This is a genomic window from Amycolatopsis sp. FDAARGOS 1241 (genome assembly GCF_016889705.1).
Classification (GTDB): domain Bacteria; phylum Actinomycetota; class Actinomycetes; order Mycobacteriales; family Pseudonocardiaceae; genus Amycolatopsis.
The window spans coordinates 5,470,602-5,495,457 of record NZ_CP069526.1 but is presented as its reverse complement, the minus strand read 5'-3'; the positions used below and the strand labels follow the sequence as shown (position 1 = coordinate 5,495,457).

Genomic DNA, 24,856 nt, shown 5'->3' with positions numbered 1-24,856 from the left:
AGATCCAAAGACCAGGGGGTGGATGTGACCAGCGTCGAACACGGCTCGCGCTTGTACGTGACCTGGCACCGTTGCGTGGCAGACAACCTGGACCACGCCGTCACCGACGAGGCTCTGGCCGATGGCATCGCGCGCCACGAAGGCCGCTACCGCACGCTCTGCGGCCGCGAGGTGCTGTTCCACTCCTGCCTGATACCTCCCGGTCGGCCGTGCGCTACCTGCAAGTCGCTGGTCTGGCTCCGCACGGCCACGCCGTCGCCCGAACCCGCCTCCCATCGCAAGCCGTCGCGCTGGCGTCGCGTCGTCGGTCGTCTCCAGACTCCGGCTGTCCTGCCGCCGCGCCCGCCTCAACGCGTGCGGCTCATTCCCGAGCAGGACAGCCGGACCACCACGTCGGCGGGAACGGGCAGCACCCCGAGCGCGCCCGTTCCCGTCGACCACCGTCACCGGCGGTCGACCCGATGACGGTCTTCATAGCGCGCCCGCTGCCCGGCACGGTCGGCGAATCCCGTCGCGTCGTCCACGTCTTCCCGCTCCCAGCAGAGGGCCTGGCGCCTGAACGGCTGACCGCGTATTGCGGCGCGATGTTCGGCCGGAGCGAGCTTGAGTTGTTGGAACGTCCGGTCGGGATGCCGTGTGTGACCTGCCTCCGCTTCGCACCTACCTCCGGCGACGCCGGCGGGCAGGCGATCGAGCGATGACGCCGAGCCCGCCGATCGCGCCGGCGTTTCACGCGAGCTGGACCCGCTGCTGCTCCTGCCGGCGCGGCTGTTCCTACTGTGCCAACTGGTGGACATGCGCTGGCGCAGGGCTGTGGTGGTCGGGAACGCTCTGGGCGTGGGCGGGCGGAGTCTCGCGCCCCACCTGATGACCTTGCGCGCCGCCGGATACGTGGAGACCCGGTTCGAGAGAGGTAGCCTGGTGCTCCGTTTGACACCGCTCGGACTCGACGGGCTGACCGAGCACGTGACCGCGCTGCGCTCGGTCGCGAACACAGCCGCCGAACTCGTCACTGCGCGGCGCGCTCCGCCCATCCGGTGTGCTGTGACGGGGGACGGCCCGATGCGCTAAACCGTCTGAAGCCGGCTGCTCGTGACGGCTGTGACGGGACCCCAGCCGAGCTGTCACAGCCGTCACGCCAGCGTTCTCGCAGGTCAACCGGCATTCGTTGCCGTCACAAGCCGCGTGACGGCCGTGACGGCTAACTCGGACTGCGATAGCCAAGATCGCCCGGGACGGGAGACCGCCACTACGGCCCGGTGACGGGCGCTGAGTCTTGGCTGTTCCGGCGTCGCACCCCTCGCGACCATCCGAGCGGAACGGCCGAGTCGGCCCGGCCGGCGCAGGTTGACTGCGCCGGCCGGATACCGGCTTTACCGGGCTACGGCGAGGCCGTCGTCGGCCGGCCATCAGCGATCTCGTCACCACCACGGTTCGCCACGACCCGCACCAACTTCCGGAACTGACCCGGCTCCAACCCCGTAAACGGGGCAATCCACTCCGACCGCGACGCCGAGATCACCTGCACCACACCATGATCAACCAACACACCCAACCGACTCACACCGGGTTACGAGACATCCCTTAGCGCTACCGCCTCTTCCACGGAACAGCCGCGCGCCGACTTGATGGCCCGCTGCCAGATAGGGCCCGCCATCGCGAGCACTCCCCGCCCCAGCACGGCGTCGGCATCGCCGCTCTGGCCGAACCGCTCAACACGTCGAACGATCTCCTCCAGCACGGTCCCCCCTTGTCCAGACGCGCCCACGTAGAGTAGTCCAACAGGTGCGTCTCGTGGAGGGGGATCAAGTGGATAGCGCCGAGGACCACGCAGCGATGGCCTGGTTGTGCGCCACGTTGCCACGCCTGCAGGTCGCCGCACGGGACGACAGTCTGGTGCTGGCGAGCATCATCGACGCGGAACGCCGCGTGCGCGAAGGCGCTTCGGCCGCGCAGGTGTGCCGCGACCTCGGCTACGAGCCATCACCGCAAGCCGTCAAATCCGGTGGCTTACCCATACTGACCGACTTCGGCCTCGAGCCGGTCCATGTCCAGGGGAGCTACCAGTGCCCGGAGAAACGGTGCGCGAGGCGAGCTCAGCCCGACGACCGCGGTCGGGAGCCTCGGTGCGAACTGTTCGACGCCCCGATGATCCTACGCGCGGCTAGCCGGTGACTCCCTTTCTGTCCGAGCTGGGCAAGAAGCTGGCCGATCGCTGGTTGACCAGCCTCGTCTTGCCCGGACTGCTGTTCATTTTCGCGGTAGTCGTGGCCTAGCTGTTGGGTCACGGTCACGCGTTGGACGGCGCGCAACTGGCGAGGGATCTCGAACGCCTCACCATGGGTGTCAAGCCAGCCACGGTCATTGTGCTGATCGTCGCCAGCCTGCTCGCGGCGACCGCCGCAAGCCTGGTCACACAAGCGGTGGCGGCGGGCGTACGCCGAACGTGGACCGCGCGGTGCCCGAAACGGCTGATCATGTGGCGCGCCGACCATTCCACCGCCGCGCTCACGCGCTACCGGCCGGCCCGGCTGACTCCGATCGGTGACCGGTTCCGGCTCACAGACGAACGTATTGACGTCTAATTTGGACTGTCGTTGGGCCTGGTATGGCCACGGATCTGGCTGCTGGTCAACGACACCACCGCATCCGCGGTGGGTGACGCAAACACTCGTTACCGCGCCGCCGCGGAGACGACCGCGTGGGGGGTGCTCTACGCCGTGCTCGGCATATTCTGGTGGCCCGCGGCGATCGCTGGCGCGGTGGCCGTGACCGTCGGCTACCAGTAGAGTCGGACTCGTGGTGCGGTCCTGGCTGACCTCGTCGAGGCGACCGTGGATATCCACCAGCGCCAACTCGCCGAGGCCGTCGGAGTCGAACTGCCACACGGCCGCATCACCCCGGCCGAGGGACTGCGCATCAACGACATCCTCAACAAACGCGCTTGAAAGTCAGCCGCCACATCATCTCGCTGGCTGTTGCCCGGCGGCCGCGACCGTCGATCCGAATACGTCGGTCAGCGACGCGCCGAGGCCAACGCGCTGACTACCCGCTGCATGGAACTGGCCGCCGGTGCAGCCCGCCTGGTCCGGCGCGCGGACTCGGCCACCTGTGGCCAGCCCGCCGGCACCTGGCGTCGCGCTCGCCGCAGCAGCTCGCGGCCGCGTCGCCGCAGAACGCCGCCGAGGCCGGGTAACCGGTATGGATGCACACGGTCGTCGACGCCGCGGAGGTGTGGTGAGCGCCGCCGCTCACCACGAAAAGCGTCTACGTGACCGTGGTCTGGATGCCACATACTGGCCAGCGGCTCTGGCGCGGTGAACCAACCCGCCACCACGTGCAAGCTCGTCCCCAGCTGACCGCGTACTTCCCGCGCGGCGATTGGGCTCAACCCGCCCGCCGGTATGACCAGCGACGCCCTGTGCACCTGGGTCAGCGCCCAGAAAGCCGCCGGGATCGCCGCGAACATCCGCAGGGCGCGTCTCCACGGCGCGGTGTCCGCCGGGTATCGGGAAATGCGCGCGCGGGAGGCCAGCACCCTTGGACCGGCCCGCGTCGCTATCGGCCGAGCTCCGCGAGCTCGGCCTACGATGACCCGCTGCTGCTCGTCGATGACATTTCGCCGAGCGACGCAGGCCGGCAAGCGCGCTCGAGCACCGAGAGGGCGGGGGCGCGCACCAGCCCGGAGAGCCAGTTCTAATCGCGCAGGGAAGATAGTTGCGGTGTGATATCCGCAGATACAGCCGATGCGACGCTGTTCTCCAACCGCGCCCGCGTGTACGCCCGCTGCGCATTTGCGCTGAAGGCGGATCCGAACGTGGCCGGCGCCGAGTCGTTGTTCGACGCCGCGCTCAGCAACGGCCTGGCCGTCGTCGTCGGATCGAGCTGGCGCGGCGAGGAATTCTATCCGCAGAAGCCGAACAGGCCAAGCAAGCCCCGGGTCAGGTCCGCCGGCGACATGCTGACGCTGCTCGCGACGAAAGCCACCGACAAGGAGACGACCTCAGCCGAGCCCAAGCTCGCCTCACCGTAGGTGAGGGTGGACGCTCTCTCCGCCACTCTGGGCACCGACGGTGCCACCGTCGAGTCCGTGACGCTCACGGTGACGCGACACCTCGCAGTTCCACGGGACAAGCACCGCTCACCGACCGCGGCGGAGCTCCAACCGCTCGCTCCCCGTGCCTACGACCATGAGGTGGTGACAATCGAGACCGCCATCCTCATGGACGCGATCGACATCGCCAACGCCATCCGCCACGGCAACGAGAACCACGGCGAACTCGAACAACGCCACCTCGACGCGCTCTTCGAGCTAGACAAACACCCTCGCCTAAACGGAATGCTCGACGAGGAAATCGAGGCCTACGAGCACGGCGACACAGAGGCCAACAACGTCCGCGCCGCCATCGCGCAGGACTACCTGAGCCTGCTCGACACCACCGAGATCGCCCGCCGCGTCGAGGCCGCCGGCTGGTTCGCACCAGCACCGGGCGAGGTCGGCGAGGACCTCCAGGACTGCCCGGTATGCGACCAGAAAGCGCTGATCTCCGAAGGCGGCATCGACATGTACGGCATCGGTACTGTTCCAGCGCTGCAGTTCGGGGCCGAGACCGGTCGGACCGGCGTGAAAGACCTGGATGCCGGCGTTGAAGACGGTGAAGCCGTTGACAGTACTGAGTAGCTGGGCGAGTTCGCCGAGGGGGCCGTCGGCGTGGCCGAGGTCGAGCTCGATGCGCGGGCCGAGCGGACCGCGGGCCGCGTCGAGCAGCCGCGCGAGAGTCGGCCGCAGCATCTCGAATCCCGGTTCGCGTGAACGTGTCCAGCGGCCGGCCCCTCCGAGGCGTACTGTGGACTCTCGCTGTGCTCCCCAATTTGGGGGATTCTGCCAAACCCAAGGGATTATGGACGGAACGCTCGCCACTGACCTGCGTTTTCGCAGGTCAGCACACCGCTGACCCCAGGAGGACTCATAATCCCTTGGCGTCGGTTCGAGCCTGACCCGGCCCACTCTTCACGCCTTGATCGCGCCTCTGACATGTTTGCGATGCCTATGCTTGCCGCCGGCTGGCTTATGAACGAAACGGTCAAATCGCAGCAAAACGGTGGCGCCGCGGCGGCCTAGATCCACGCGAGATGTGGCTGAGTCGAAGCAGACGGCGGGGCACCCGTCTGCCGTGTTCGGCTTAGGCAACGCGTCTCGTCACGTAGCTGTCCTTCACGTGCTGATTAAAGTACTTGCCGTGGCTCGGCGCGTTCAGCAGCGCGTTGGTGGTCGCTTCCGCTACGCCGCTGTACTGGTACACGCCGCCATGGCGGAACTCGATCTCGAGGGTCGCGGTGCGTGGGTCGTAGCCGATCGAGGCGATGTTGGTCGAGTCGACGGGCAGGCGAGTCACAGGTCACTCCGTAGGGGTCGGGGAGATGAGAATGTCGGTGGTGGAAGGTAGAACTGTCGTGAGTGATCGGGAGGGCATATGACCAGGCACGGTGTGGTGGGAAGCCCGGCAGCAACTACGCCGAACGGGTGCAGGTGGTGCGGTACGCCCGAACGCGAGCACTATCGCCGATGGACGCCCTCGGTCGGCTGGCATCAGTGGACGCCACCGAGCGACGAACAACGCAAGGCTCGCATGCTGGCCCGGCGTTCGCCGGTGGATCCTCGCGGCGTCGGTCCCTTGTCAGCAGCGGGCCGCGCTGCGTAGGTCGGCGAAAAGCGTGCGGAGTCTGTCGGGAATCTGCTCCGGGCTGCGGAGGGAGAGCGCCAGGTCCGCCATCATGGCGGCCTTGCCGCCGGGGCCCTTGAGACTGCCGGCCTTAACCATCTCCTTGACGTCCTCGCTGAACTTCTTGCTTCGGTGCGCGGCGAACTCGGGCGGAGTCCAGGGTGCGTCTTCGCGGGGCCACATGAGGTTGGCGGTCTCTGCCCACTGCTCGTCCGGGAAGAGCTCCTCGAGCTCGTTGCAGTCGTCGTCTTCGCCGAGGAAGCTCACGTACTTCGTGAGGTCAGGTCCGAAGTACTGCCGGAGGGTGCTGTCCTTGAACATCGGCTGCCGGCGGCTGTCGGCGTCGATCACCAGCTGTACCCGTCGTTTGTGCTTCACAAGGTATTCGGCGAGGCGTAGCGCGCCGATGTGATTGCCGCATCCCCACAGTGCGATCCCGGCGGCTTGGAGGGTGATACCTTCGGAGAGCTTGAACAGCAGGGGGAAAGCCGCCATCTCGGTATCGCCCTCCACTGCGACGAAACAACGTTCGTGCAGCAGCACCGAGTTGCGGAGTCCCACGCTCGCCGAGACCTTGCCGAGGAACCCGTCGACATCGGCGTGGGAGTCGGCCCCGAGGCGCTCGACCACGGTGGCATCGTCGACGAGCTTGAGGTGGATCACGTCGGCGATGTCGACCCCGTCGATGAGGTTCATCGAGTGCGTCGCGACGATCACGTTGACGTTCGGAATCGCGCTCTGCTCGCGGATCAGGTCCATCACCCTGCGCTGGTTCGCGTAGTCCAGGTGGGTGTCCGGCTCGTCGTAGACGATGATCGTCTGTACGGGGGAGGGTGCGCTTTCGCCATGTTCCTCTGGTCGGGCCTCGGTGTCGCTCTGCTCCTTGAGCTGCAGTTTCGTCCACTCCCACACCGCCAGCGACACACGCCGTCCGCTGCCCAAGCCGGCCCGGTTGAGGCCGACTTCGCCGCCAGCGCCGCGCGAGAAGCGCAGTTCTGTGCGGCGAAGCCCGTGGTGGAGCTGGATCTCCGGTTCCACGTTCACTTCCGTGAGCTCCGGACAGCGCTTCTTGATGTGTTGGCAGAGGTCCTTCGCTTCGGTCCGAAGACGTTCGGAGAGTTCGTCCGCGATTTCGCTGAGCTTGCCCTGTAGCCCAGGGTCCTCGGTGTGTGTCTGGAACCGTACGTTGAGCACTGACTTCACCGTGTCGTTGGGGGAGTCGACGGTGCCATCGAACCTGACCAGCCGGGGTAAGCGAGCAGTGACTTCCCGGCCCATCGGGAGCCAGTCCTCGCCGGCGGCGTTCTCCAGTCCGTACTGGCGCAGTGCCGAGACGACGTCAGCCTTGCGATTCGACGCGGGCTTGAGTTCCAACTCCTTCGCAAGACCTTGCAGGTCGGGCAGAAGCATGGAACCGAGCGTGCGCAGTCGCTCGTCGGCCGGTACGGAGGTCCAGGCCTGGAGTTGAACGCCGTCGTTACGCGCCACGCGGCGGATTCGGGCCTTGCCGGGAAGTCGGAGCGTCTCCTGTTCCCACTCGTCCAGCGAGAACGTTCCTTCGACGGCGCTCTCCACGAACCTCGACGACGGATCATCCGGAAGGAAGGAGCGGTCCTGTTCGTCAACCGAGCCTTCGTTCAGGAGGAAGGCAAGCGCGTCGAGCAGCGCCGTCTTCCCGCCGTCGTTGTGGCCGGCGATGATCGTCGGGGAGCTCACGGGCACCTCCCGGACGTGGATCAGCGAGCGGAATCCGCTCACGGAGAAGTGTTCGAGGTGCACTGAGCGGCTGCTCCGATCGTCTCGTGGCGCCCCGCTGCCCTGGTTGTCAAGAGCTGAGTGGCGGAAAGCGCTGCTGCGCAAGAACGTTACGCCCGCTCCGTGGTGGCGGAATGCCGCGACACGCCAGCGAATACGCAGTGAGGGCAGTGTTGCGGACAGTTACTAAACACAGCAGCCAACGCAATCATTGCCGTACTGGTAGTACGGTTCGTTGCTCTGCGACGGCGGGTGGCGAACTAGCTGAAGTCGTGTGGTCGCAACGCGGCTCGGCCTGCTGGCGCCTGGCGCTGTCAGTTGAGACGCCGGGGGGCGTCGGATTGCTGCCGGAGATGACTTGGTGATGCGGTCGAGATCGCGACCGGTGAGGTAGGTGCTGCCAGGGTTACTGCGCTGCAGCACGTGTCTCGTGAGTGCCGACACAGGGTTGTTGGGCGCACAAGTGCGCCCAACAACCCTGTGTCCTGGTTACGAAGCCGGGCTAGAGGTCGCCGGCGCTGCGGGTTTCCGGTGGCTGCTCAAGGTTCTGCTCGCGTTTGCGTTGTTCGGACTTGAGCCGGTGTACCTCCTCGACGAACTCTTTGAGCGCGACACTTTCTTTCTCGATGTACTTGTAGCGGATCGTTGTACCTCCGCCGAGCCGCGTACGCCCTCCTCTTCCCTCAGGACCCGCAGACTCGACGGTGGTACGACGGCTTGACCGAGCGGTTCCCGGCTCGTGAGGGACGTCGGTCGATTCGGTGGCTGGAAGTTGGGCGTCGTCCAGTTGCAGATCAACGCGGTCAGCGGGTTCACCGACTGCCACCTCATGTCCACGGGCGGAACCCCGCCATGCCAAGCCACCCTGTGCGCCTTCAGGGTGACCGGCGGCCCGGGTTCGGTGGCGACGGCCAACGACTTTCCATCCGCATCGAGGCCGTCGGCACCGACCGCGCGGTCATCAAGCTCTGCTTGCCGTGAAACCTGCCGACGCGCGGGTGGCTCGAATCCGGTCGTCAGCGTGTGGTGCGATCCGGTTGTATGGAGGCATGATGCGATTCCGGTTCGAGCTGGTGCCGGTCGACGAGGTCGGTCCGTGGGGGTCGGGTCGAAGCCCGCGGCTGCACTGGTTCGCGCTCACCCAGGGCTGGTTCTGCCTGGATGTGGGTGGAATTGAGTTGCTGCGATACGCCGAGCGGACCGTGGCCTTGTTCCCAGTCGAGGGCAGCCGAGCGGCGCCGCCGTGGGTGGACTATTACGTGGTCCGGCTGTGGGAGGACGTGCTGCAGGCGTTGCCGTACATTCTCGAACCCGTGCCGGACGATCTGGCGGACTTTGTGGCTGCCGGATCCACAGAATGGGTTGACACCGACGACCCGGAGATCCTGCACAACACGCTGATCGACGCCGCCTACGATGCCTGCGGTCAGCGGTGCGTCGACACCGGGTATCTGCGCTTCGGGCCCGTGCTGCGGTGGTGGCGCACCGTCGATCCCGTGGACACTGTCGCCGTGGATTGGCAGTTCGCTGCTGATCCTGACGGCGAAATCGCGTTCACCGCACCGCTGTCGGGACGGGCGTCGGTCAGCACGGATGAATTCATCTCCGCTGTGACTGATTTCGATCATCGGCTGTTCGAGGCCATGCAGCAGCGGGTGGATCGGCTGGCTGCAACCGGCGCTCCCACGGGGATCGAACTCGATATTCCCGGCCTGATCCAGGAGCAGGCGGAGCGGCGGACCTGGTTGCCGCGGGCGTTGGCGCAGCAGGTGAGCACCGACTGGGATGTGGTGCGGGCTGGTGTGCCGATCCTGGCTCCGCACCGGGTGTGAGCCGGCAGCCGCACCTCGAGATCGAATACCAGATTTGGACCAACCTGTATCGGCGGCGTAAGTGGCATACGCACGCATCTGCCGCCGAGCGTGTTGAGGCGGGAACCCCGACACTTCGCGTCGAGGCGTGAGTTCCCCGGACTCGGCCCGGCTCGAACGGGCTGCCACCCCCACCATGCGACGGGCAGGACGCACCCTTACCGGGTAGATGCGACTTGGGCGAGCTCGTTGTGATGGTAGGTCGGAGGCAAGGACATCGGCGACCCAGTTTCGCCCGCAGGATCCGCGCGCTCATGCCGCTTATGGATCAGTCGCTCTGACGGGTGTGCGGCGCCTCAGATCGTGAGCCATCGGCCACCCGTCGCCGGGAGCAGAACCATCTCACCTTGCGCGTCTCCAGCGCTCGGTGGAGTTCGGCGACCTCCTCCCGATGCCGGCGGCGAGCGTCGGCGAGTTGCTGGCTGAGTCTGCGAACCAGCGTGCTGTCGGCTGCGGCGATGTCCGGGTCGTTGACGAGTGCCGGCGCCCCGGAGGATGCGCGAGCTCGTCGCAACGCCTCGACCTGGGGTCGTAGCTCGTCGTGGCGGTAGATGAAGTCGGTGGACACGCCCGCCACTGTGGCGATGCTGGACACGGTCACTGGCTCGTGGGATTTGCGGGCCTCTCGGAGCGCCTGTTTCACGAGCGGCTTGCGCACGCGATTCCGTACGTGCTCGACTCCAGAACCCGCCACGACATCGAATTGGTCCACGCCGCCGGGGCTGGTCCGCATCCGTGCGGGCCAGCCCACGTCGTCATGGCGGCGGGAGGACGTCTGCGACGTCGGCGACCTGCTTGAGGAACGCGTCGGATGGGTGGCCCTTGATGGGGTCCGTTTCGGCGATGACGACCAGCTTCCCGTCGAGCCGTGACCGGTAGTGCTTTCCGGTGAAACGAAAGCCGCCGGCTTCGAGAACCTCTGTTCCGAACGGAGTCACGTCACCGGATCCGTACGTGTCTTCCAGCCTGCCGAGCTGTGCGGCTGATTCGGCCGACGGCATCTTCACCCACGTGACCGATCCGGCGATCGTGTTTCCGTTCCCGTCCTGCACGACGAACAGCAGCTGGTCAAGCTTGTCGCACGGATGACGCAGGAAGAACTGCTGAACCTGGCCGAACGACTGGACGGCGCAGCGCAGGTCCTGCTTGAGCTCCTTCCTGATCTCCTTGAGAGTCAGCCGTCGCCATGCCTCGGCGCGATCGCCTTTCTGTGCGGCCTTTTTGCTGTTGGCCGTGTCCGTGTCGGACACGCTCTGGGTCGTCGCAGTGTCGAGCCCGGCGCCGACCGAAGTGACTACGTCTCCACCGCTCGCCGCCGCAACAACTGTCGCCAAGACGGCCGCGCCGAAAACGCCGCCTGTCTTGATCCATTTGCCGTCGGAACCTCTGGGCTGGTTCGGGTCGAAAGGCACGCGCTGCGCTCCTGAGTCGAGTCGGGCGACGGCTCGACTTTGCCGGAACAGGAGCCGGCGGAGAACTGGGATTACGAGAATCACCTGATCGTCTCAATGCCCGCCGTCCCGCCGTGGCGCGTTCACCTACTCCGTCCTTCTGATATTTAATGCCAGGTAGACAGTAAAGGTGAATTTTCCGCCTTCGGATGTCACGTTGGGTGCGTGGGGTTGCGGCATGTGGGTGGCTGGGATGACGCACGTTGAGCGGGAACCTGGACGGCCGTATGCCCGATCGCGCGACCATCTGAAGGGCAGCCACGATGACCGCGACAACACCACGGCCTGAAGACGACGCCTGTAGCGGCGGTGTACGCGCATCCGAGGGTGATCGTGTCGACAGCATAGTTGCGAGGGGAACCGGCTGGCGAGTGACCGGCGTACGCACAAGGACTCCGCGCTTCGACACCCTGAAGGGGTGTTGGGATGGTTCCGCGTCGTCGACGCTCGGTTGTCCGAGCGACTCGCTACGTGGGCTGGGCGACGGGCACACTGCGTCAGTCATCAACCAGGTTCAGGCGACACTCGTCGCGGGGCCGGATGGCGAGCTGTGGGTCGCCGTCGACGGCGTTGATGTCGGGCAGGTGGCCGCCAACATCAGCGCAGTGTGCGATGTGCTGGTGCGACTCAGTCATCACGGGAGTGACGAGTGAGCAGCCGATCCCGATGGGGCTGTCCGCAACGGGGCGGACAGCCCCGACATCGAGAAGATCGCTGCGGTGTCAGGCGTGGAGTTCGTGTGGCAAGTCGCGCACACGGTAGACCTTGATGATGGAGGTTGTGAAGGCACGTCGAGCGGCGGTGTACAAGCGTTGTGGCTGCAGGGTTCGAGAGCCTGATGGTGTTGGTGGCGGTCGTTGTCCTCGACTGGTGGCGCGCGGGCATGGAAGTTGGTATTTCTCGTTGGAGTTGCCGTGTGGTCCGGATGGTCGTCGGAATCGGGTGCGGCGCGGCGGGTTCCGGACGCGGACTGCCGCAGAGCAGGCGCGGGCGTATCTGCTGGGCGCTGACGTGATTCCCGGGAGCAGCGCGGTGACGGTCGGACAGTGGCTGGATATCTGGCTGGAGATGCGGCAGTCGGTAATGTGCCGTTGCGGTCGTTGACGGTGGCGCGGGTGCAGGCGATGTTTGTGGCGCTCGCGCGGGCCAACTCGATGCGGGAACGGCCGTTGGCGCCGGCGACATGCCGAGGGTCGTTTCCCTGGGCCACGGGGGTGGCTGGGGTGTCGGCCTGTATCGCTGCCTGCCGTCGAGTGCGCTACCTCTCGGGCTCTCCTCGGGCTCGCGCGTGCTGGATTCTGTCGAGCTGTTTGTGCGGGTGCGGTGCGGGGCGAGTGCCCCGCACCGCACCGGTCAGGGGTGGTAGACCGTCGTCACCGCGAACGGCTCGACCCGGACGGGGCCGCGCAGACCGTAGGACGAGGTCCGCGTGCTGGATTTGTTGTAGTTCGTCACCGCGTTGCGGATGGTCGTGCGCACGACGACCTTCAGCTCGTTGTCCCCGGCGTGCAGGAACGAGCTCAGGTCCCACCGCACGTCCGACGTGATCTGGGTGCCCACCGCCCGGCCGTTGACGGAGACCTCGGCCGTGCCCTCGACCGTGCCGAGGTCGAGCTGCACCCCGCGGCCCTGGCCCAGCCACTCGCCCGGGATCGTCAGTTTTCCGGTGTAGGTACCGATGCCGGACTCACCCGCGATCTCCGGGCGGTCCCGCCAGTCCCACAGCGGGAGGGTGCCCGACAGCGTCGGGATGGAGATGGTCTTGTGCCCGCTCGGGGTGTAAGCCTCCACCGACAGGCTCCAGCTGTAGGGACCGGGATTCGCCACGTGGCCGGGCACCTGGGCCGTCACCTGCACCGTCCGGCCGTTGCTCAGCTTGAGCTGCTGAGCGCAGTTTTCCGTGGAGTACCAACGGATGGTGCCGTCCGCCGAGGTCTCGAGGCGGCCTGAATCGACCCCGGCGCCGACCACGTGCACGGGGTGCTTCGCCTTGCGGTCGAGCGCGAGCACCCGGGTCTCCTGGGGCCCGAGAGTGATCGGCACGTTCGTCCGGTTGCGGGTGCTCTCGTAGACGGAGATCGGCCTGATCGCGCCGGTCCATAGGTCCAGTTCGGACACCGCGCCCGGGCCCTCAAAAGCGGGGGCGAAGGTGACGGCGCTGTTGCCGGGGTTGTACAGGAACAGGTGCAGCGCGTCTTTCGTCTCGCGCAGCTGGGTGAGCACCTCGGCGTCTGTCCACGCGACCCGGGGCGTGACGCCGGCGGCGTCGAGCGCGTCAGAGACGTCGCCCTGCGTTGCGCACCGGCGGACGTGCTTGTCACGCACGAGCCGGTCGACCAGCCGCTTGACCTCCTGGTCGCCGGCGTTGCCGGAGGCGTACGTCGTGTCGCGGCCGGGCAGTTCGCCGACGAACACGATCGTCACGCCCGCCGCCGCGGCGCGGGTCAGCGCCGTCACGGCCGCCACCGACAGTGCGCGCTCGTCGATCACGAGGCAGCGGTACTGCGGTCCTTCGGGGAAGAGGACGCGGTCGCCGACGGTGCCGTCCTCGGCGAGTCCCTCCGGGTCGAGGTACTGGATCGAGAAGCCGCGCCGCTCCAGGCGCCGCGTCTCGAACAGCTGGGCGGGTTGCGTCCCGTCGTCGGTGGCGGTACGGGCGGCCGTCGTGAGGAAACCCTTGCGCAGGATGGCGACGTCGGTGCGCGGCGCACCGGTCTCCAGGACCTGTGTGCCGCGCGCCCAGTACGCGGTGGCCTGCTCGAACACCGGCCACTGCGGTTTGTTCACGTCGTTGAAGCTGTCGTGGGACGTGTCGCCGAAGCGGTACTTGCCGGGCCAGGGCGCGCCGGGGGACATGTACTGGTAGCCGTGCAGGAACGGCTGCGTGATGCCCGCGGCCCACTCCTTGTCGATCATCGCCTTGTAGTCGCCGAGGTTCGTCTGGCCGGAGTTCTGCGGCTGCGCGCCCAGCTCGGTCGAGATCCGGGTCGCGCCGCCCTGGTGGGCGCCGCCGACGATCGTGCGCTGCCAGTCGAGAGCGTACCGCCAGCCGTAGTTGTCGATGTTGGTCGGGAAGCGGTCGCCGGAGTTGTACGACTCACCTTCGACCCGGCCGCCCAGCCGAGCCAGCGCGCGGAAGCTCCGGATCGGTTCGAGGTCCTGCCCGTAGGCGGCCTGGGCTTTGTACTGCAGGCCGTACTTCGCGGCCCACGCCTGGAAGGGAGCCAGGTGGTCGTCGATGTAGAGGTCGGTCAGCAGCGTGTAGTAGTCGTTGCGGATCTTGTCGCCGGTGCCGTCGGACAGCTCGAAGTCGGGCCGCGGCGGGGTCGTGGGCACCCAGTACAGGCTCATGCCGTGCTGGAACATCACCGGCAGGAACTTGGTCATCTCGTACCCGCGGCGGGCCTTGAACTCGTGGGGGAACGAAGGCGCCCAGAACAACGAGTTGGCGTTGAGCTCCAGGGAATCCTCGAACAGGTCGGCACCCGCTTTCCTGAGCGCCGCGACGTTGTCCGGCCCGATCTGGTTGGCGTCGAGGTACTCCGCCGCTTTCGCGGCCGCGTTCTTGTCGAACGCGCTCGTCACCACCTTCGAGGCGTCACGCTGCCAGAACGCAAACACGATCCAGTCGCCGGGCGGCGCCTGCCACGTGAGCTTCCCGTCGGCGACCCGCGCCGTGAGGTCGACCAGCGACGCGGCGTCGAGCACGGTCGACTCGGCGGGCACGCGGATCGGGGTGCCCCATCGGGGTTGTTCGGCCACCGGCAGCAACTCCGCGGCCGGGCCGCGCTTGACCGCCCGCGCCGCGGTCGCCGCCACGACAGAGCTGGGCCGGGTTCCGGCCAAATCGTCAATCGGCTTGGGCAGGGCGCCCGAAAACGTGTGTCCACCCGGGACATCCGCGCGGCCGTACTGCATTTCCTGCTGCGAGAAGCCGCTGCCGCTGCCCGTGTTGGGGGTCTGCACCGGCCACGCCGCGCCCATCGTCATGCTGATCTTCATGCCCAGCTTCGCGCCTGCGTCGAGCGCCGCACGCAGGTTGGTCCGCTGGTCGGCGTTCGCCCAGGAGTCCGCGGAGAAGGCGATCTCCACCTCGCCGAAGCCCGCAGCGTGGATCGCGGTGACCTCGCGGACGGTCTCCTCGACGCTGAGCGGCGCGGCCCACCACCACCGCACCGCCGGCCGGAACTGCCGCGGCGGTGTCGCGAACGAACTCGACGTGATGGCCGAGGCCCCGCCCGCCCAGCGCGAACTCTGCGTCGGCCCTACCGGGAGGTCCGAGGCTGGGACCGCCGGGGCGGCCGGGTCGGCGGCCGCTGTTCCGGCGCCACCGGCGATCAGGCCGCCGGCCAGCGCGGCCGAGCCCGACAGCTGGATCATTCTCCGGCGGGACAGGGGATTTGTCATCAACACTCCCAGGGGGACACAGGGGACTTTCTCAAGACTGCCCGACCAGCGCGAGTGAAACGTTTCAAACACTGGCGCTCACGTCCCGCTCGCGGGCTGGGATGCCTCACCGTAACACGCGATCAAGGGCTGATCCACCGTAGATTTCCTTGGATCCGAGCAGTTGAGGCGATCTTTTCGGATGTGGCGGCTGGGGTCGAGGGCGGCGTGCGCGCGGGAGCCGAAGCACATCCGGTCGGCGGATTGCCCTCGAGACTGAAACGATGTAACCGTGGATCATGCGGCCGACTGCCGCCGCATGATCCACTGTGGACGTCCGGCGCGGCCGCGGGTGGTGCCTCGGCCGGCCACCTCGAACCTGTCGCGCGACCGCGGCTACTGCGACAGGCTGCCCGCCAGGCCGGACAGTTCCACGGCCGCGGTAGCGCATCCTCGGCTGCGTGAATCGGACGCCGAGTGCTACACGCTGGTCTTCCTCGCTCGCTTCCCAGCGTGCGAGGAAGACCCGGCAGTCAGCGGAGGGAACCTTCGAGCGCCCACTGTTGGCAACGGGCGAACCATCCGCGGACGTGACCGTTACGCCGAATCACCTTCCGGGAACGCGCTGGACCGCGCCAGTGTCAGCAGAGGACGCCATGGCGGCATACGCACGCAGCGCGTTCGACACCGCGCGCTCGCGTTCCTTCGGGGTCCACGGGCGTTCGGAGTTCTCCATTTTGGCCCTGCGTTCGGCGAGGACTTCGGAAGGGACGTCGAGATCGAGGACGCGGTTGTGGACGTCAATGATGATCCGGTCGCCGTTTTCGACGAGGGCGATGGTGCCGCCCGCGGCGGCTTCGGGGGCGATGTGGCCGACGGAGATGCCGCTGGAGGCGCCGGAGAAGCGGCCGTCGGTGACGAGGGCGCACTGAGTGCCGAGGCCGGTGCCCTTGAGGAACGCTGTGGGGTGGAGCATCTCCTGCATGCCGGGGCCGCCGGCGGGGCCTTCGTAGCGGACGACGAGGACGTCTCCCGGCTGGATCCGCTTGGTGAGGATCGCGGACACGGCTTCTTCCTGGCTTTCGACGACCAGCGCGGGGCCTTCGAAGCGGAGGATGCCTTCGGGAACCCCGGCGGTTTTGATGATGGCGCCGTTCTCGGCGAGGTTTCCGCGCAAGACCGCGAGGCCTCCGTCCGCGGTGTACGCGTGTTCGAGGTCGCGGATGCAGCCTCCGGTGGCGTCGGTGTCGAGTGAGGACCAGTGGTTGTCCGTGGAGAACGCTTGGGTGGTGCGGACGCCGCCGGGCGCGGCGTGGTAGAGCTCGAACGCCGCGTCGGACGGCGATTCGGACCGAACGTCCCAAGTGGACAGCCAGTCTGACAGAGACGCGGCGTGGACCGCGTGCACGTTCTCGCGGAGCAGGCCGGCGCGCCAGAGTTCGCCGAGGATGGCGGGGATGCCGCCGGCGCGGTGGACGTCTTCCATGTGGTAGTCGGAGTTCGGCGCCACCTTCGACAGGCAGGGCACGCGGCGGCCGATGGCGTCGATGTCGCTGATGGTGAAGTCGACCTCGCCTTCCTGGGCGGCGGCGAGGATGTGCAGCACGGTGTTGGTCGAGCCGCCCATGGCCATGTCCAGCGCCATCGCGTTCTCGAACGCCTCGCGGGTGGCGATCGAGCGGGGCAGCGCGGAGGCGTCGTCCTCGTCGTACCACCGTCGGGCGAGCGCCATGACGGTGCGGCCGGCCTCCTCGAAAAGCGTTCGGCGAGCACGGTGGGTCGCCAAGGTGGAGCCGTTGCCGGGCAAGGACAACCCGAGGGCTTCGGTGAGGCAGTTCATGGAGTTCGCGGTGAACATGCCGGAGCACGAACCACACGTGGGGCACGCGGCCTGCTCGACGGTGGTGAGGGCGGCGTCGTCGACCGCATTCGACGCCGAGGCGGCGATCGCGGTGATCAGGTCGGTGGGCGCCTGGGCGACGCCGCCGACGACCACGGCCTTGCCGGCTTCCATCGGCCCGCCGGAGACGAACACGGTGGGGATGTTCAGGCGCATGGCGGCGTTGAGCATGCCCGGCGTGATCTTGTCGCAGTTGGAGATGCAGACGAGGGCGTCGGCCTGGTGCGCGTTGACCATGTACTCCACGGAGTCCGCGATGATCTCGCGCGAGGGCAGCGAGTAGAGCATGCCCGAGTGCCCCATCGCGATGCCGTCGTCGACGGCGATCGTGTGGAACTCGCGCGCGATGCCGCCGGCTTCCTTCACGGCCTCGGCGACGATCTCGCCGAGGTCCTTGAGGTGCACGTGGCCGGGCACGAACTGGGTGTAGGAGTTGGCGATCGCGACGATCGGCTTGCCGAAGTCGCTGTCGGTCATCCCGGTCGCGCGCCAGAGCGAGCGCGCGCCCGCCGCGTTGCGGCCGTGGGTGGTGGTCCGGGAACGAAGAGTCGCCATCGCCGTCCTTCTCCAGTGCTTGGGGTGCCTCGACTCTGACCGCTGAGATCCAGGCATGCAACGCACTGGTTCGGGAGAATTCTTGCGACGTTGGCAACAGTGGCCGCACAAGACTCAACAGATGACGGCGGCGAATGAATTGATGCCCGGTGTCACCTCGCCTTAGCGTCACGGCAACCCCCAGGGCGCGAGGAAAGGAAACACCGTGGCAGCACGTGGTCTCACCTGGAGCCAGCTCTACGTCGGCCAGGAGTTCGAATCGGCGACCCGGTCCGTCACCGAGGGCGATGTCGTCACCTTCGCCGGCACAACCGGCGACTACTCCGAAGTCCACGTCAGCCGGGCGTACGCCGAGAAGACCGAGTTCGGCGAACGGATCGCGCACGGTTTGCTGGGCCTGTCGATGGCACATGGGCTGATGCTGGGCGGTGGGCTGTTGTTCGGGACCGCGATCGCGTTCCTGGGGATCTCGGAGTGGTCGTTCAAGGCCCCGATCCGGTTCGGCGACACCATCCACGTCCGGTTCGTGGTGGACGAGCTGCGCCGCCGGACCAAGCGCCCTGACCAGGGTGTGGTCACCTTCGCGGTGGAGCTCGTCAACCAGCACGGTCAGGTCGTCCAAAGTGGCCGCAAGGCGATCTTGCTGCACGCCGAACCGGATAACGCGCCGCAACCGGCGGAGCACGACGCCGCGGTACCCGCGCGATGAGCGGAGGGGGAGGACTGCGTGACGTCTACGAGGGCGTGCGCATCCTCGATTTCACCCAGCTCGAGCAGGGACCGTCGGGAACGCAGGTGCTCGCGGACTTCGGCGCCGAGGTCATCAAGATCGAACGCCACGACGTCGGCGAGATCGGCCGCGACCACAGCCCGCGGGTCAACGGCATGAGCCCGCACTGGGCCGCCAACAACCGCAACAAGCTCAGCCTCAGCCTCGATCTCAAAGCCCCTGGCTCGCGTGACGTCCTCGAACGCCTGGTCAAGACGGCAGACGTGGTCGCCAGCAACTTCCGCCCCGGGGTCATGGAACGGCTCGGCCTCGGCTACGAGGACCTGCGCGCGATCAACCCGCGAATCATCTGCGCGTACGCCTCGGGCTACGGACGGTCCGGCCCGTACGCCGAGCGCCGCGGGCAGGACCTGGCCGCGCAGGCGATGGGCGGCGTCCTGGCCCTGACCGGCTCCGCCGACTCACCGACCGCCGCCGGCACGTACGCCATCGACTACGTCGCCGCGATGCACTTCGCCCAGGGCATCATGCTCGCGCTGGCCGCGCGGGAGCGCACGGGCGAGGGCCAGGTCGTCGACTCCTGCCTGCTCAACTCCGCGGTCGCACTGCACCTGCAGGAGGCGACGACCTACCTGAACACCGGCCGCGAGTACCCGCGCCCGCCGTACGGCATCGCCCACAGCCACTCGACGGCGCTGTACGCGCAGTACCGCACCGCGGACGACCGGTGGCTCGCGCTCGTGGGCGAGTACTTCGTGGACCGGCCGTGGCAGCGGGTCTGCGACGCGCTGAGGCTCGCCGAGCACCGCGACGACCCTCGCTTCGCGACGGTGCAGGGGCTGGCCGAGCACGTCGAGGAAACCCATGCGCTGCTCCAGCGCGCCTTCGACCTCCTGTCGCTCGACCAGGCCCTGAAAGCACTGGAGGAGCAGGACGTGCTCGCCGCTCCGGTCAACGATTACCCCCACCTGTTCGAAGACCCGCAGGTCGCGCACAACGAACTCGTCGTCACGGCCGAGCACCCGCACGCCGGGACGGTGAAGCTGGTCGGCTCGGCGGTGAAGCTCAGCGCCACGCCGGCACGGGTGCGCACCGCTCCGCCGACCGTCGGCCAGGACAACGAACTGGTCCTGGCCGGACTCGGCTTCACCTCCGCCGAAATCGCCGGGCTCCAGGAATGCGGTGTCGTCGGGATCGAGAACCGGCGGCACCGCGACACCGGTGTCGCGCACTGGGGGCCGGCCGAATGATCGAGAACTCCTTCACCGACCGCCGGGTGCTCATCACCGGCGCGGGTCGTGGCATCGGGCTCGCCGCCGCCCGCCGCTTCGCGAGCTTCGGCGCCGACGTGCTCATCGCCGACGTCGACGAGGGCCTGGCCGTGGCCGCGGCGCACGCCATCCTCGCCGAGGGTGGCAAGGCCGAGGCGTTTCCGCTGGACGTGACGTCGCCCGAAACCATGGCCACCGCGGGTGACCGCACCGGACGTCTCGACGTCGTGGTCGCCAACGCCGGCATTCAGCTGTTCGGCCCGGCGTCGCAGCTCGGCACCCAGGACTGGGACCGCGTGCTGCAGGTCAACGCGCGCGGAACGCTCCTCACGCTCCAGCTCGCCGCGCGGTGCCTGGCCGACGGCGGCGCCATCGTCACCCTGGCCTCGATCCAGGGTTTCCTGCCCAACGCGCTGTCCGCGCACTACGCGGCGTCCAAGGCCGCCGTCGCCAGCCTGACCAAGTCCTTCGCCGCCGAGCTCGCGCCGCGCGGGATCCGCGTGAACGCCGTCGCCCCCGGCCGGATCGCCACCGGCATGTCCGATCACGCCGACGCCGAGATCGGCCGGCTGACCGGGCAGGGCGCCGAGTCCGCGCTCGAACACCGGATCAAGGACAACCCCCTGGGCCGGCTCGGCCGCCCCGAGGAAGTCGCGGCCGCGATCACCTTCCTCGCCTCACCCGACGCCTCCTACATCACCGGCGAGTGCCTGAAGGTGTGCGGCGGCGACCTGATGACCTGACCCGTTCCGCCGCCCGCACGCCCGTACCCGACACCGAAGGGGAACCGTGACCGACGCCTTCGAGGGAATCCGGATCCTCGACTTCACCCAGCTCGAACAAGGCCCCTCGGCCACCCAGGTCCTCGCGGACTTCGGCGCCGAGGTCATCAAGATCGAACGCATCGACGTCGGCGAGATCGGCCGCAACCAGCAACCGCTGCTGGCCGCGGGGTTCAGCCCGCACTGGTCGGCGACCAACCGCAACAAGAAGAGCATCACCGTCGACGTGAAGAGCGACGCCGGGCGCGCGCTGATCCTCGACCTCGCCCGCGACGCCGACATCGTGGCCAGCAACTTCCGTCCCGGGGTCATGGACCGCCTCGGCCTGGGCTGGGAGCAGCTGTCGGCCGTCAACCCGCGGATCATCGTCGCCTACGCGACCGGGTACGGCCTGTCCGGGCCGTATGTCCACCGCCGCGGTCAGGACCTCGCCGCGCAGGCGGTGAGCGGCTTGATGGCGCTGACCGGCACCGTGGAAAGCGGTCCCGTGCCGACCGGCACGTTCATGATCGACTACCTCGCGTCCATGCAGTTCGCGCAGGGGATGATGATCGCCCTCGCCGCGCGGGAACGCACCGGCCGCGGCCAGGTCGTCGACTCCAACCTGCTCAACGCCGCGATCACCAGCCACCTGCAAGAAGCCGCGACCTACCTCAACACCGGGCAGCGGTTCCCCCGGCCCACCACCGGGATCGCGCATCCCGGCAACACCGCGCTCTACGGCTACTACGAGGCCGCGGACGGGTTGTGGTTCACCCTGATCGGCGAGTACTTCGTCGACCATCCGTGGCAGCGTGCCGCTCGCGCGTGTGGACTGTCCGAAAAGGATGTGAACGATCCGCGTTTCCAGACCGTCGAAGGTCTCCTCGACCACACCCGCGAAACCTGGCAGCTGCTCGCCGAGGCCATCGCGAAGTTCCCGCGCGAGGAGATCATGGCGCGGTTCGAGGCCGAGGACGTGCTCGTCGCGCCGGTGAACGACTACGACGGCCTGTTCACCGATCCCCAGGTCGTGCACAACGAGCTCGTGATCGAGGGCGATGTCGACGGGGTGGGCCGGGTCAAGTGGATCGGCATGCCGATCACGCTGTCGGACACGCCGGCGCGCCTGCGAGCGGTCCCGCCGAAGATCGGCGAACACAACGAAGAAGTCTTCATCTCAGCCGGCTTGGCCGAAGAGCGCATCGCGGCGCTGAAGAACGCGGGGGTGATCGGATCCGAATCGGATCGAGAGCGCGGGGGAAACGGGCCCCAGTGGTCCTGAGTTGACCGTAGCCATCACCGTCGAACCAGAGAAAGTAGGAAGATGAGCGCTCACAGTCCTGCAGCGTCGCAGGGAGACGCGAGAAGCATCCGGAAAGTCGTGGTAGCCGGTAGCCTCGGTACCCTGATCGAGTACTACGACTGGGCCCTCTACGGGTACGTCGCGGCCATCATCGCGCCGCTGTTCTTCCCCGGGAACGACCCGACAGCCGCATTGCTGTCCACCTTGGCCGTGTTCGCGTTGTCCTACGTCATCCGCCCCATCGGCGGGATCTTCTTCGGCGCCTTCGGCGACAAGTTCGGGCGGCGACCGGCGCTGCTGGTCACGGTGGTCGGCATCGGCCTGGCCAACACGGCCATCGGCTTTCTCCCGACGTACGCCAGCGTCGGTGTGCTGGCGCCGATCCTTTTGCTGATCGTCCGGATCGCGCAGGGCTTCTTCGCCGGCGGTGAGGTCGGCGGCGCAGCCACGGTCATCAACGAAGTGGCACCGCCGGACAAGAAGGGGTGGTATGCCTCGTTCGTGCCCGTGGGCACCAACGGCGGGTTCGCCATCGCGTCGGCCGCCGTCGGCCTGGTGTCGGGTCTGGTGACGACCAGCCAGCTGAACGAGTGGGCCTGGCGCATCCCCTTCTGGGCCGGGCTGCCCCTGACGATCGTCTGCTTCATCGCCCGGCGTTTCCTGCCGCGCATCGACAACGACGAGAGGCGGCCGCACGGGTTTCCCTTGATCTCAGCCTTCCGCTCCTACCCCGGCCCGCTCGTCAAGGGCATCCTGCTGGGCATCGGAGTCCAGGGAACCGCTTACGTCGGCGCGACCTTCCTGTCGATCTACCTCATCACCAGCCTGCACTACGCGAAGACACCGGTCTACTGGATCACCGCGGGTGGCACTCTCTTCGGCGTTTTGATGACACCATTGGCGGGCCGGCTGGTCGACCGGATCGGCTCCGTGAACGTGACGATCATCGGCTTGGCCACCTACGCGATCGTGACGTACCCGGCGCTGGTGATCATGGACTTCAACAACCTCTTCCTCGCCGGCGTGGGGTACTTCGTCGTCGCTGTCAACATGGCCACCGCGCAGGCGGGCAACTACACCCTTACCCCACAGCTTTTCGGACCGGAAGTCCGTTACACCGGCACTGCTCTCGTGACCAACGTGTCGGTCGTCATCGCGGGTGGAACGGCGCCCTACATCTGCACCTGGCTGGTGAGCTCCACGGGCAATCTGCGGTCGCCGTACTTCTTCGTGCTCGGGGTCAGCCTGATCGGCATCGCCACGCTGCTGACGATGCGCCGGCTGAACGTGGCGCAACGATCAGGGCTCGGCGGCGAGCACGCTGATCCCGGTGGGCAGGCTCATTCTCCGCAGTTCCTGAGCAGCGACCTTCCGGAAGCGGCGGGCGGTCGGTGACAACTCGGTGTAGGGCCGTGAGATAACGGCCAGCACCCGATGTGGGCCCGGCCCGACGATCGGCACGCGTGTCAGATCGTCGAGCCGGTAACCCATGAACTCCAGCGCCGGCAGGGCGGACACGCCGAACCCGGCGCGAACCAGACCGCCCAGCGTGGCGATGTTGGCGACCTCGAACCGCAGGCGGACTTCCGCCCCCGCGTCGGCGAGCGCCTGATCGGTGATGGCCCGGATGCTGGTGCCTGAGCGCGCGGCCACATACCGCTCGGCGTCGAAATCGTTCCAGGTGACCGCGTCCTGGTCGGCCCACGGATGGTCGTCGGGGGCGACGCCGTAGAACTTCTCCTCCAGCACGGGTGTGACCCAAAGGCCGTGCGGCACCTCGACATCCGCCGTGATCGCCACCTCGACCGTGCCTTGTTCCAGATGCCGCAGCACGTCGTCGTTCCCGCCGTCGACGAGGTGGAAGTCGAGCGACTCGTTGCCGCTGAAGAACGCGCTCAGCAGCCTCGGCAGCACCGCCGCCGCGAAGGACGCAAGGGTGGCCAGCGCCAGCGTGCCCTGCTGGGCTTTGGCATAGCGGTCGAAGCGCTCAAGCCCCACCGACAGTGTGTCGATGAGCTGGTCGGCGACTTTGAGGAACTCTTCCCCTTCAGCGGTGACCACGACGTTGCGGGTGTCGCGCTGCAGTAGTGTCACGCCCAGCGTGCGCTCCAGCTGCGACACCGACCGGCTCAGCGTCGACTGTGAGAGGTTCATGTGGCGGGCGGCGCTGGTGTAGCTGCGCGTCCTGGCGACCTCGCGGAACACCCGGATCTGGTGCAGGGTGACGTCGTCGATCGCCATCTTGTCGTCCTCCGCTCGTGTCCCGTCAGCATGTCATCCTCGCCGGGCCGCGCAACCGCACCGCAGGGCGCGCGAAAGGCCGGCCGGACGGGGTCTCCGTTCCGGCCGGCCTTCTCCCAGGAGGTCCGTCAGACCACCGATTGGGCTCCGTCCACCGTCAGTACGTGACCGCTCACGAACGATGCGCTGTCGGAGAGCAGGAAGCACACGGCTTCGGCGACGTCGTCAGGCCGGCCGAACCGGCCGAGGGGGATCTTGCCCAGCCGTTCCGCCCGGGACACCGGCTCTTCCAACGTCGGCGCTGTCAGGCGGGTTGAGATCACGCCCGGGGCGACGGCGTTGACCCTGATGCCCTGCGGGGCCAGTTCGAGCGCCAGCGAGTACGTCAGGCCCACGATCGCCGCTTTGGCCGAGGAGTAGTGGGCCAGGTTGATCCGGGGCTGCCAGGCCGCGATCGACGCGAAGTTCACGACGGCGCCGCCGCCGGTCGTGGCCATCGCCCTCGCTACGGCTTGGGTGACCACGAACGTGCCCCGGGCGTTGATGGCGAGGACGCGGTCCCAGTCGTCGGCGGACAGCTCCAGCGCGGCCTCGCGGTTGTGGGCGCCGGCGACGTTGACCAGCCCGGTGATGGGCTTGCCGTCCGCCAAGGCCTCGATCGCCGCGATCGTTGCCAGGGTGTCCAGGAGGTTCGCGCCGGCGCTGCCGGCGCCGAGCTCGGCGGACAGCTCCGCCAGCGCCGGCGACTCGATGTCCATCAGCAGCACGTCGGCCCCTCGGGCCGCGGCTGTGCGGGCGACGACGGACCCGATGTCCCCGGCGGCGCCGGTGACCAGGATCCGGTGGCCGGCGAGCTGGTCGGTGAGTTTTGGCAGGTCGCGGCGCGGTTCGGTCGAAGTTTCCACG

Annotated in this window: 23 protein-coding genes and 1 pseudogene; 12 read left to right on the top strand and 12 right to left on the bottom strand. The window is 67.8% G+C overall.

What is annotated here, in order from left to right; genetic code table 11:
* The first annotated feature begins 24 nt into the window (after positions 1-24).
* A complete protein-coding gene (locus I6J71_RS27010; RefSeq protein ID WP_204089411.1) occupies positions 25-465 on the top strand; it encodes a hypothetical protein in 441 nt (146 codons plus the stop codon).
* A 934-nt stretch (positions 466-1,399) separates the two neighbouring features.
* Here I6J71_RS27010 and I6J71_RS27005 read toward each other — a convergent pair.
* Both I6J71_RS27005 and I6J71_RS27000 read right to left on the bottom strand, forming a co-directional pair.
* Positions 1,400-1,528, bottom strand: a pseudogene (locus I6J71_RS27005) (IS5/IS1182 family transposase); the annotation flags it as partial.
* Between the two features lie 42 nt (positions 1,529-1,570).
* Positions 1,571-1,741, bottom strand: coding sequence for a hypothetical protein (locus tag I6J71_RS27000; protein ID WP_204089410.1), 171 nt, complete (start codon positions 1,739-1,741; stop codon positions 1,571-1,573).
* A 68-nt stretch (positions 1,742-1,809) separates the two neighbouring features.
* On the opposite strand from I6J71_RS27000, the gene I6J71_RS26995 reads away from it, so the two are divergent.
* From I6J71_RS26995 to I6J71_RS26980, 5 genes are all read left to right on the top strand, one after another.
* A complete protein-coding gene (locus tag I6J71_RS26995; protein WP_204089409.1) occupies positions 1,810-2,175 on the top strand; it encodes a hypothetical protein in 366 nt (121 codons plus the stop codon).
* A gap of 122 nt (positions 2,176-2,297) precedes the next feature.
* Entirely contained in the window at positions 2,298-2,585 is a 288-nt protein-coding gene (locus I6J71_RS26990; RefSeq protein ID WP_204089408.1) for a hypothetical protein, read from the top strand.
* Between the two features lie 69 nt (positions 2,586-2,654).
* A complete protein-coding gene (locus tag I6J71_RS49915; protein WP_255569970.1) occupies positions 2,655-2,789 on the top strand; it encodes a hypothetical protein in 135 nt (44 codons plus the stop codon).
* Between the two features lie 986 nt (positions 2,790-3,775).
* Entirely contained in the window at positions 3,776-4,033 is a 258-nt protein-coding gene (locus I6J71_RS26985) for a hypothetical protein (RefSeq protein WP_204089407.1), read from the top strand.
* A 57-nt stretch (positions 4,034-4,090) separates the two neighbouring features.
* Positions 4,091-4,681 carry a hypothetical protein gene (locus I6J71_RS26980; protein WP_204089406.1) on the top strand — a complete coding sequence of 197 codons (591 nt, stop codon included), beginning with the start codon at positions 4,091-4,093 and terminating at the stop codon, positions 4,679-4,681.
* 502 nt (positions 4,682-5,183) lie between these two features.
* Here the strand turns inward: I6J71_RS26980 and I6J71_RS26975 are convergent.
* The 3 genes from I6J71_RS26975 to I6J71_RS26965 all read right to left on the bottom strand — a co-directional run bounded on the left by I6J71_RS26975 (position 5,184) and on the right by I6J71_RS26965 (position 8,304).
* Positions 5,184-5,396: a KTSC domain-containing protein gene (locus I6J71_RS26975; protein ID WP_204089405.1), complete on the bottom strand. Its 213-nt coding sequence runs from the start codon at positions 5,394-5,396 to the stop codon at positions 5,184-5,186.
* A gap of 282 nt (positions 5,397-5,678) precedes the next feature.
* A complete protein-coding gene (locus I6J71_RS26970; protein WP_204089404.1) occupies positions 5,679-7,502 on the bottom strand; it encodes an ATP-dependent endonuclease in 1,824 nt (607 codons plus the stop codon).
* Positions 7,503-7,980: 478 nt separating this feature from the next.
* The gene (locus I6J71_RS26965; RefSeq protein WP_204089403.1) at positions 7,981-8,304 is read right to left on the bottom strand and encodes a hypothetical protein; all 324 of its coding nucleotides are present in this window, start codon (positions 8,302-8,304) and stop codon (positions 7,981-7,983) included.
* Positions 8,305-8,530: 226 nt separating this feature from the next.
* On the opposite strand from I6J71_RS26965, the gene I6J71_RS26960 reads away from it, so the two are divergent.
* Entirely contained in the window at positions 8,531-9,310 is a 780-nt protein-coding gene (locus tag I6J71_RS26960; protein ID WP_204089402.1) for a DUF5984 family protein, read from the top strand.
* Positions 9,311-9,617: 307 nt separating this feature from the next.
* On the opposite strand, the gene I6J71_RS26955 is transcribed toward I6J71_RS26960, so the two are convergent.
* The 5 genes from I6J71_RS26955 to ilvD all read right to left on the bottom strand — a co-directional run bounded on the left by I6J71_RS26955 (position 9,618) and on the right by ilvD (position 17,641).
* Positions 9,618-10,007: a DUF6262 family protein gene (locus I6J71_RS26955; RefSeq protein ID WP_204089401.1), complete on the bottom strand. Its 390-nt coding sequence runs from the start codon at positions 10,005-10,007 to the stop codon at positions 9,618-9,620.
* A 97-nt stretch (positions 10,008-10,104) separates the two neighbouring features.
* Complete coding sequence (locus I6J71_RS26950) at positions 10,105-10,761, bottom strand: hypothetical protein (protein WP_204089400.1); 657 nt, start codon at positions 10,759-10,761, stop codon at positions 10,105-10,107.
* A 536-nt stretch (positions 10,762-11,297) separates the two neighbouring features.
* On the bottom strand, positions 11,298-11,435 hold the full coding sequence (locus tag I6J71_RS26945; RefSeq protein WP_204089399.1) for a hypothetical protein: 138 nt from the start codon (positions 11,433-11,435) through the stop codon (positions 11,298-11,300).
* Positions 11,436-12,153: 718 nt separating this feature from the next.
* Entirely contained in the window at positions 12,154-15,207 is a 3,054-nt protein-coding gene (locus tag I6J71_RS26940; protein WP_204089398.1) for a glycosyl hydrolase, read from the bottom strand.
* 586 nt (positions 15,208-15,793) lie between these two features.
* Positions 15,794-17,641: a dihydroxy-acid dehydratase gene (gene ilvD / locus I6J71_RS26935; protein WP_204089397.1), complete on the bottom strand. Its 1,848-nt coding sequence runs from the start codon at positions 17,639-17,641 to the stop codon at positions 15,794-15,796.
* Between the two features lie 205 nt (positions 17,642-17,846).
* Here ilvD and I6J71_RS26930 point away from each other — a divergent pair, with 205 nt between their 5' ends.
* The 5 genes from I6J71_RS26930 (at position 17,847) to I6J71_RS26910 (ending at position 23,104) form a co-directional block, all read left to right on the top strand.
* A complete protein-coding gene (locus tag I6J71_RS26930; RefSeq protein ID WP_204089396.1) occupies positions 17,847-18,350 on the top strand; it encodes a MaoC/PaaZ C-terminal domain-containing protein in 504 nt (167 codons plus the stop codon).
* Positions 18,347-19,621 carry a CaiB/BaiF CoA-transferase family protein gene (locus I6J71_RS26925; protein WP_204089395.1) on the top strand — a complete coding sequence of 425 codons (1,275 nt, stop codon included), beginning with the start codon at positions 18,347-18,349 and terminating at the stop codon, positions 19,619-19,621. Before I6J71_RS26930 ends, I6J71_RS26925 begins: the two co-directional genes overlap by 4 nt.
* Entirely contained in the window at positions 19,618-20,385 is a 768-nt protein-coding gene (locus I6J71_RS26920) for an SDR family NAD(P)-dependent oxidoreductase (RefSeq protein WP_204089394.1), read from the top strand. Before I6J71_RS26925 ends, I6J71_RS26920 begins: the two co-directional genes overlap by 4 nt.
* A 46-nt stretch (positions 20,386-20,431) precedes the next feature.
* Entirely contained in the window at positions 20,432-21,688 is a 1,257-nt protein-coding gene (locus I6J71_RS26915; protein ID WP_204089393.1) for a CaiB/BaiF CoA-transferase family protein, read from the top strand.
* Between the two features lie 99 nt (positions 21,689-21,787).
* Positions 21,788-23,104 carry an MFS transporter gene (locus tag I6J71_RS26910; RefSeq protein WP_204089392.1) on the top strand — a complete coding sequence of 439 codons (1,317 nt, stop codon included), beginning with the start codon at positions 21,788-21,790 and terminating at the stop codon, positions 23,102-23,104.
* Here I6J71_RS26910 and I6J71_RS26905 read toward each other — a convergent pair.
* Together I6J71_RS26905 and I6J71_RS26900 are read right to left on the bottom strand one after the other, a co-directional pair.
* A complete protein-coding gene (locus I6J71_RS26905) occupies positions 23,009-23,950 on the bottom strand; it encodes a LysR family transcriptional regulator (protein ID WP_204089391.1) in 942 nt (313 codons plus the stop codon). The genes I6J71_RS26910 and I6J71_RS26905 overlap by 96 nt on opposite strands.
* Positions 23,951-24,078: 128 nt before the next feature.
* Positions 24,079-24,855, bottom strand: coding sequence for an SDR family NAD(P)-dependent oxidoreductase (locus tag I6J71_RS26900; protein WP_204089390.1), 777 nt, complete (start codon positions 24,853-24,855; stop codon positions 24,079-24,081).
* Between the last annotated feature and the right edge of the window lies 1 nt (position 24,856).

What these genes read in the sequence shown, in the direction of transcription:
- I6J71_RS26960 (WP_204089402.1), top strand. Translation starts at nt 8,531, where the DNA reads ATGCGATTCCGGTTCGAGCTGGTGCCGGTCGACGAGGTCGGTCCGTGG.
- I6J71_RS26945 (WP_204089399.1), bottom strand. Translation starts at nt 11,435, where the DNA reads ATGACTGAGTCGCACCAGCACATCGCACACTGCGCTGATGTTGGCGGC.
- I6J71_RS26940 (WP_204089398.1), bottom strand. Translation starts at nt 15,207, where the DNA reads ATGACAAATCCCCTGTCCCGCCGGAGAATGATCCAGCTGTCGGGCTCG.
- ilvD (WP_204089397.1), bottom strand. Translation starts at nt 17,641, where the DNA reads ATGGCGACTCTTCGTTCCCGGACCACCACCCACGGCCGCAACGCGGCG.
- I6J71_RS26925 (WP_204089395.1), top strand. Translation starts at nt 18,347, where the DNA reads ATGAGCGGAGGGGGAGGACTGCGTGACGTCTACGAGGGCGTGCGCATC.
- I6J71_RS26920 (WP_204089394.1), top strand. Translation starts at nt 19,618, where the DNA reads ATGATCGAGAACTCCTTCACCGACCGCCGGGTGCTCATCACCGGCGCG.
- I6J71_RS26905 (WP_204089391.1), bottom strand. Translation starts at nt 23,950, where the DNA reads ATGGCGATCGACGACGTCACCCTGCACCAGATCCGGGTGTTCCGCGAG.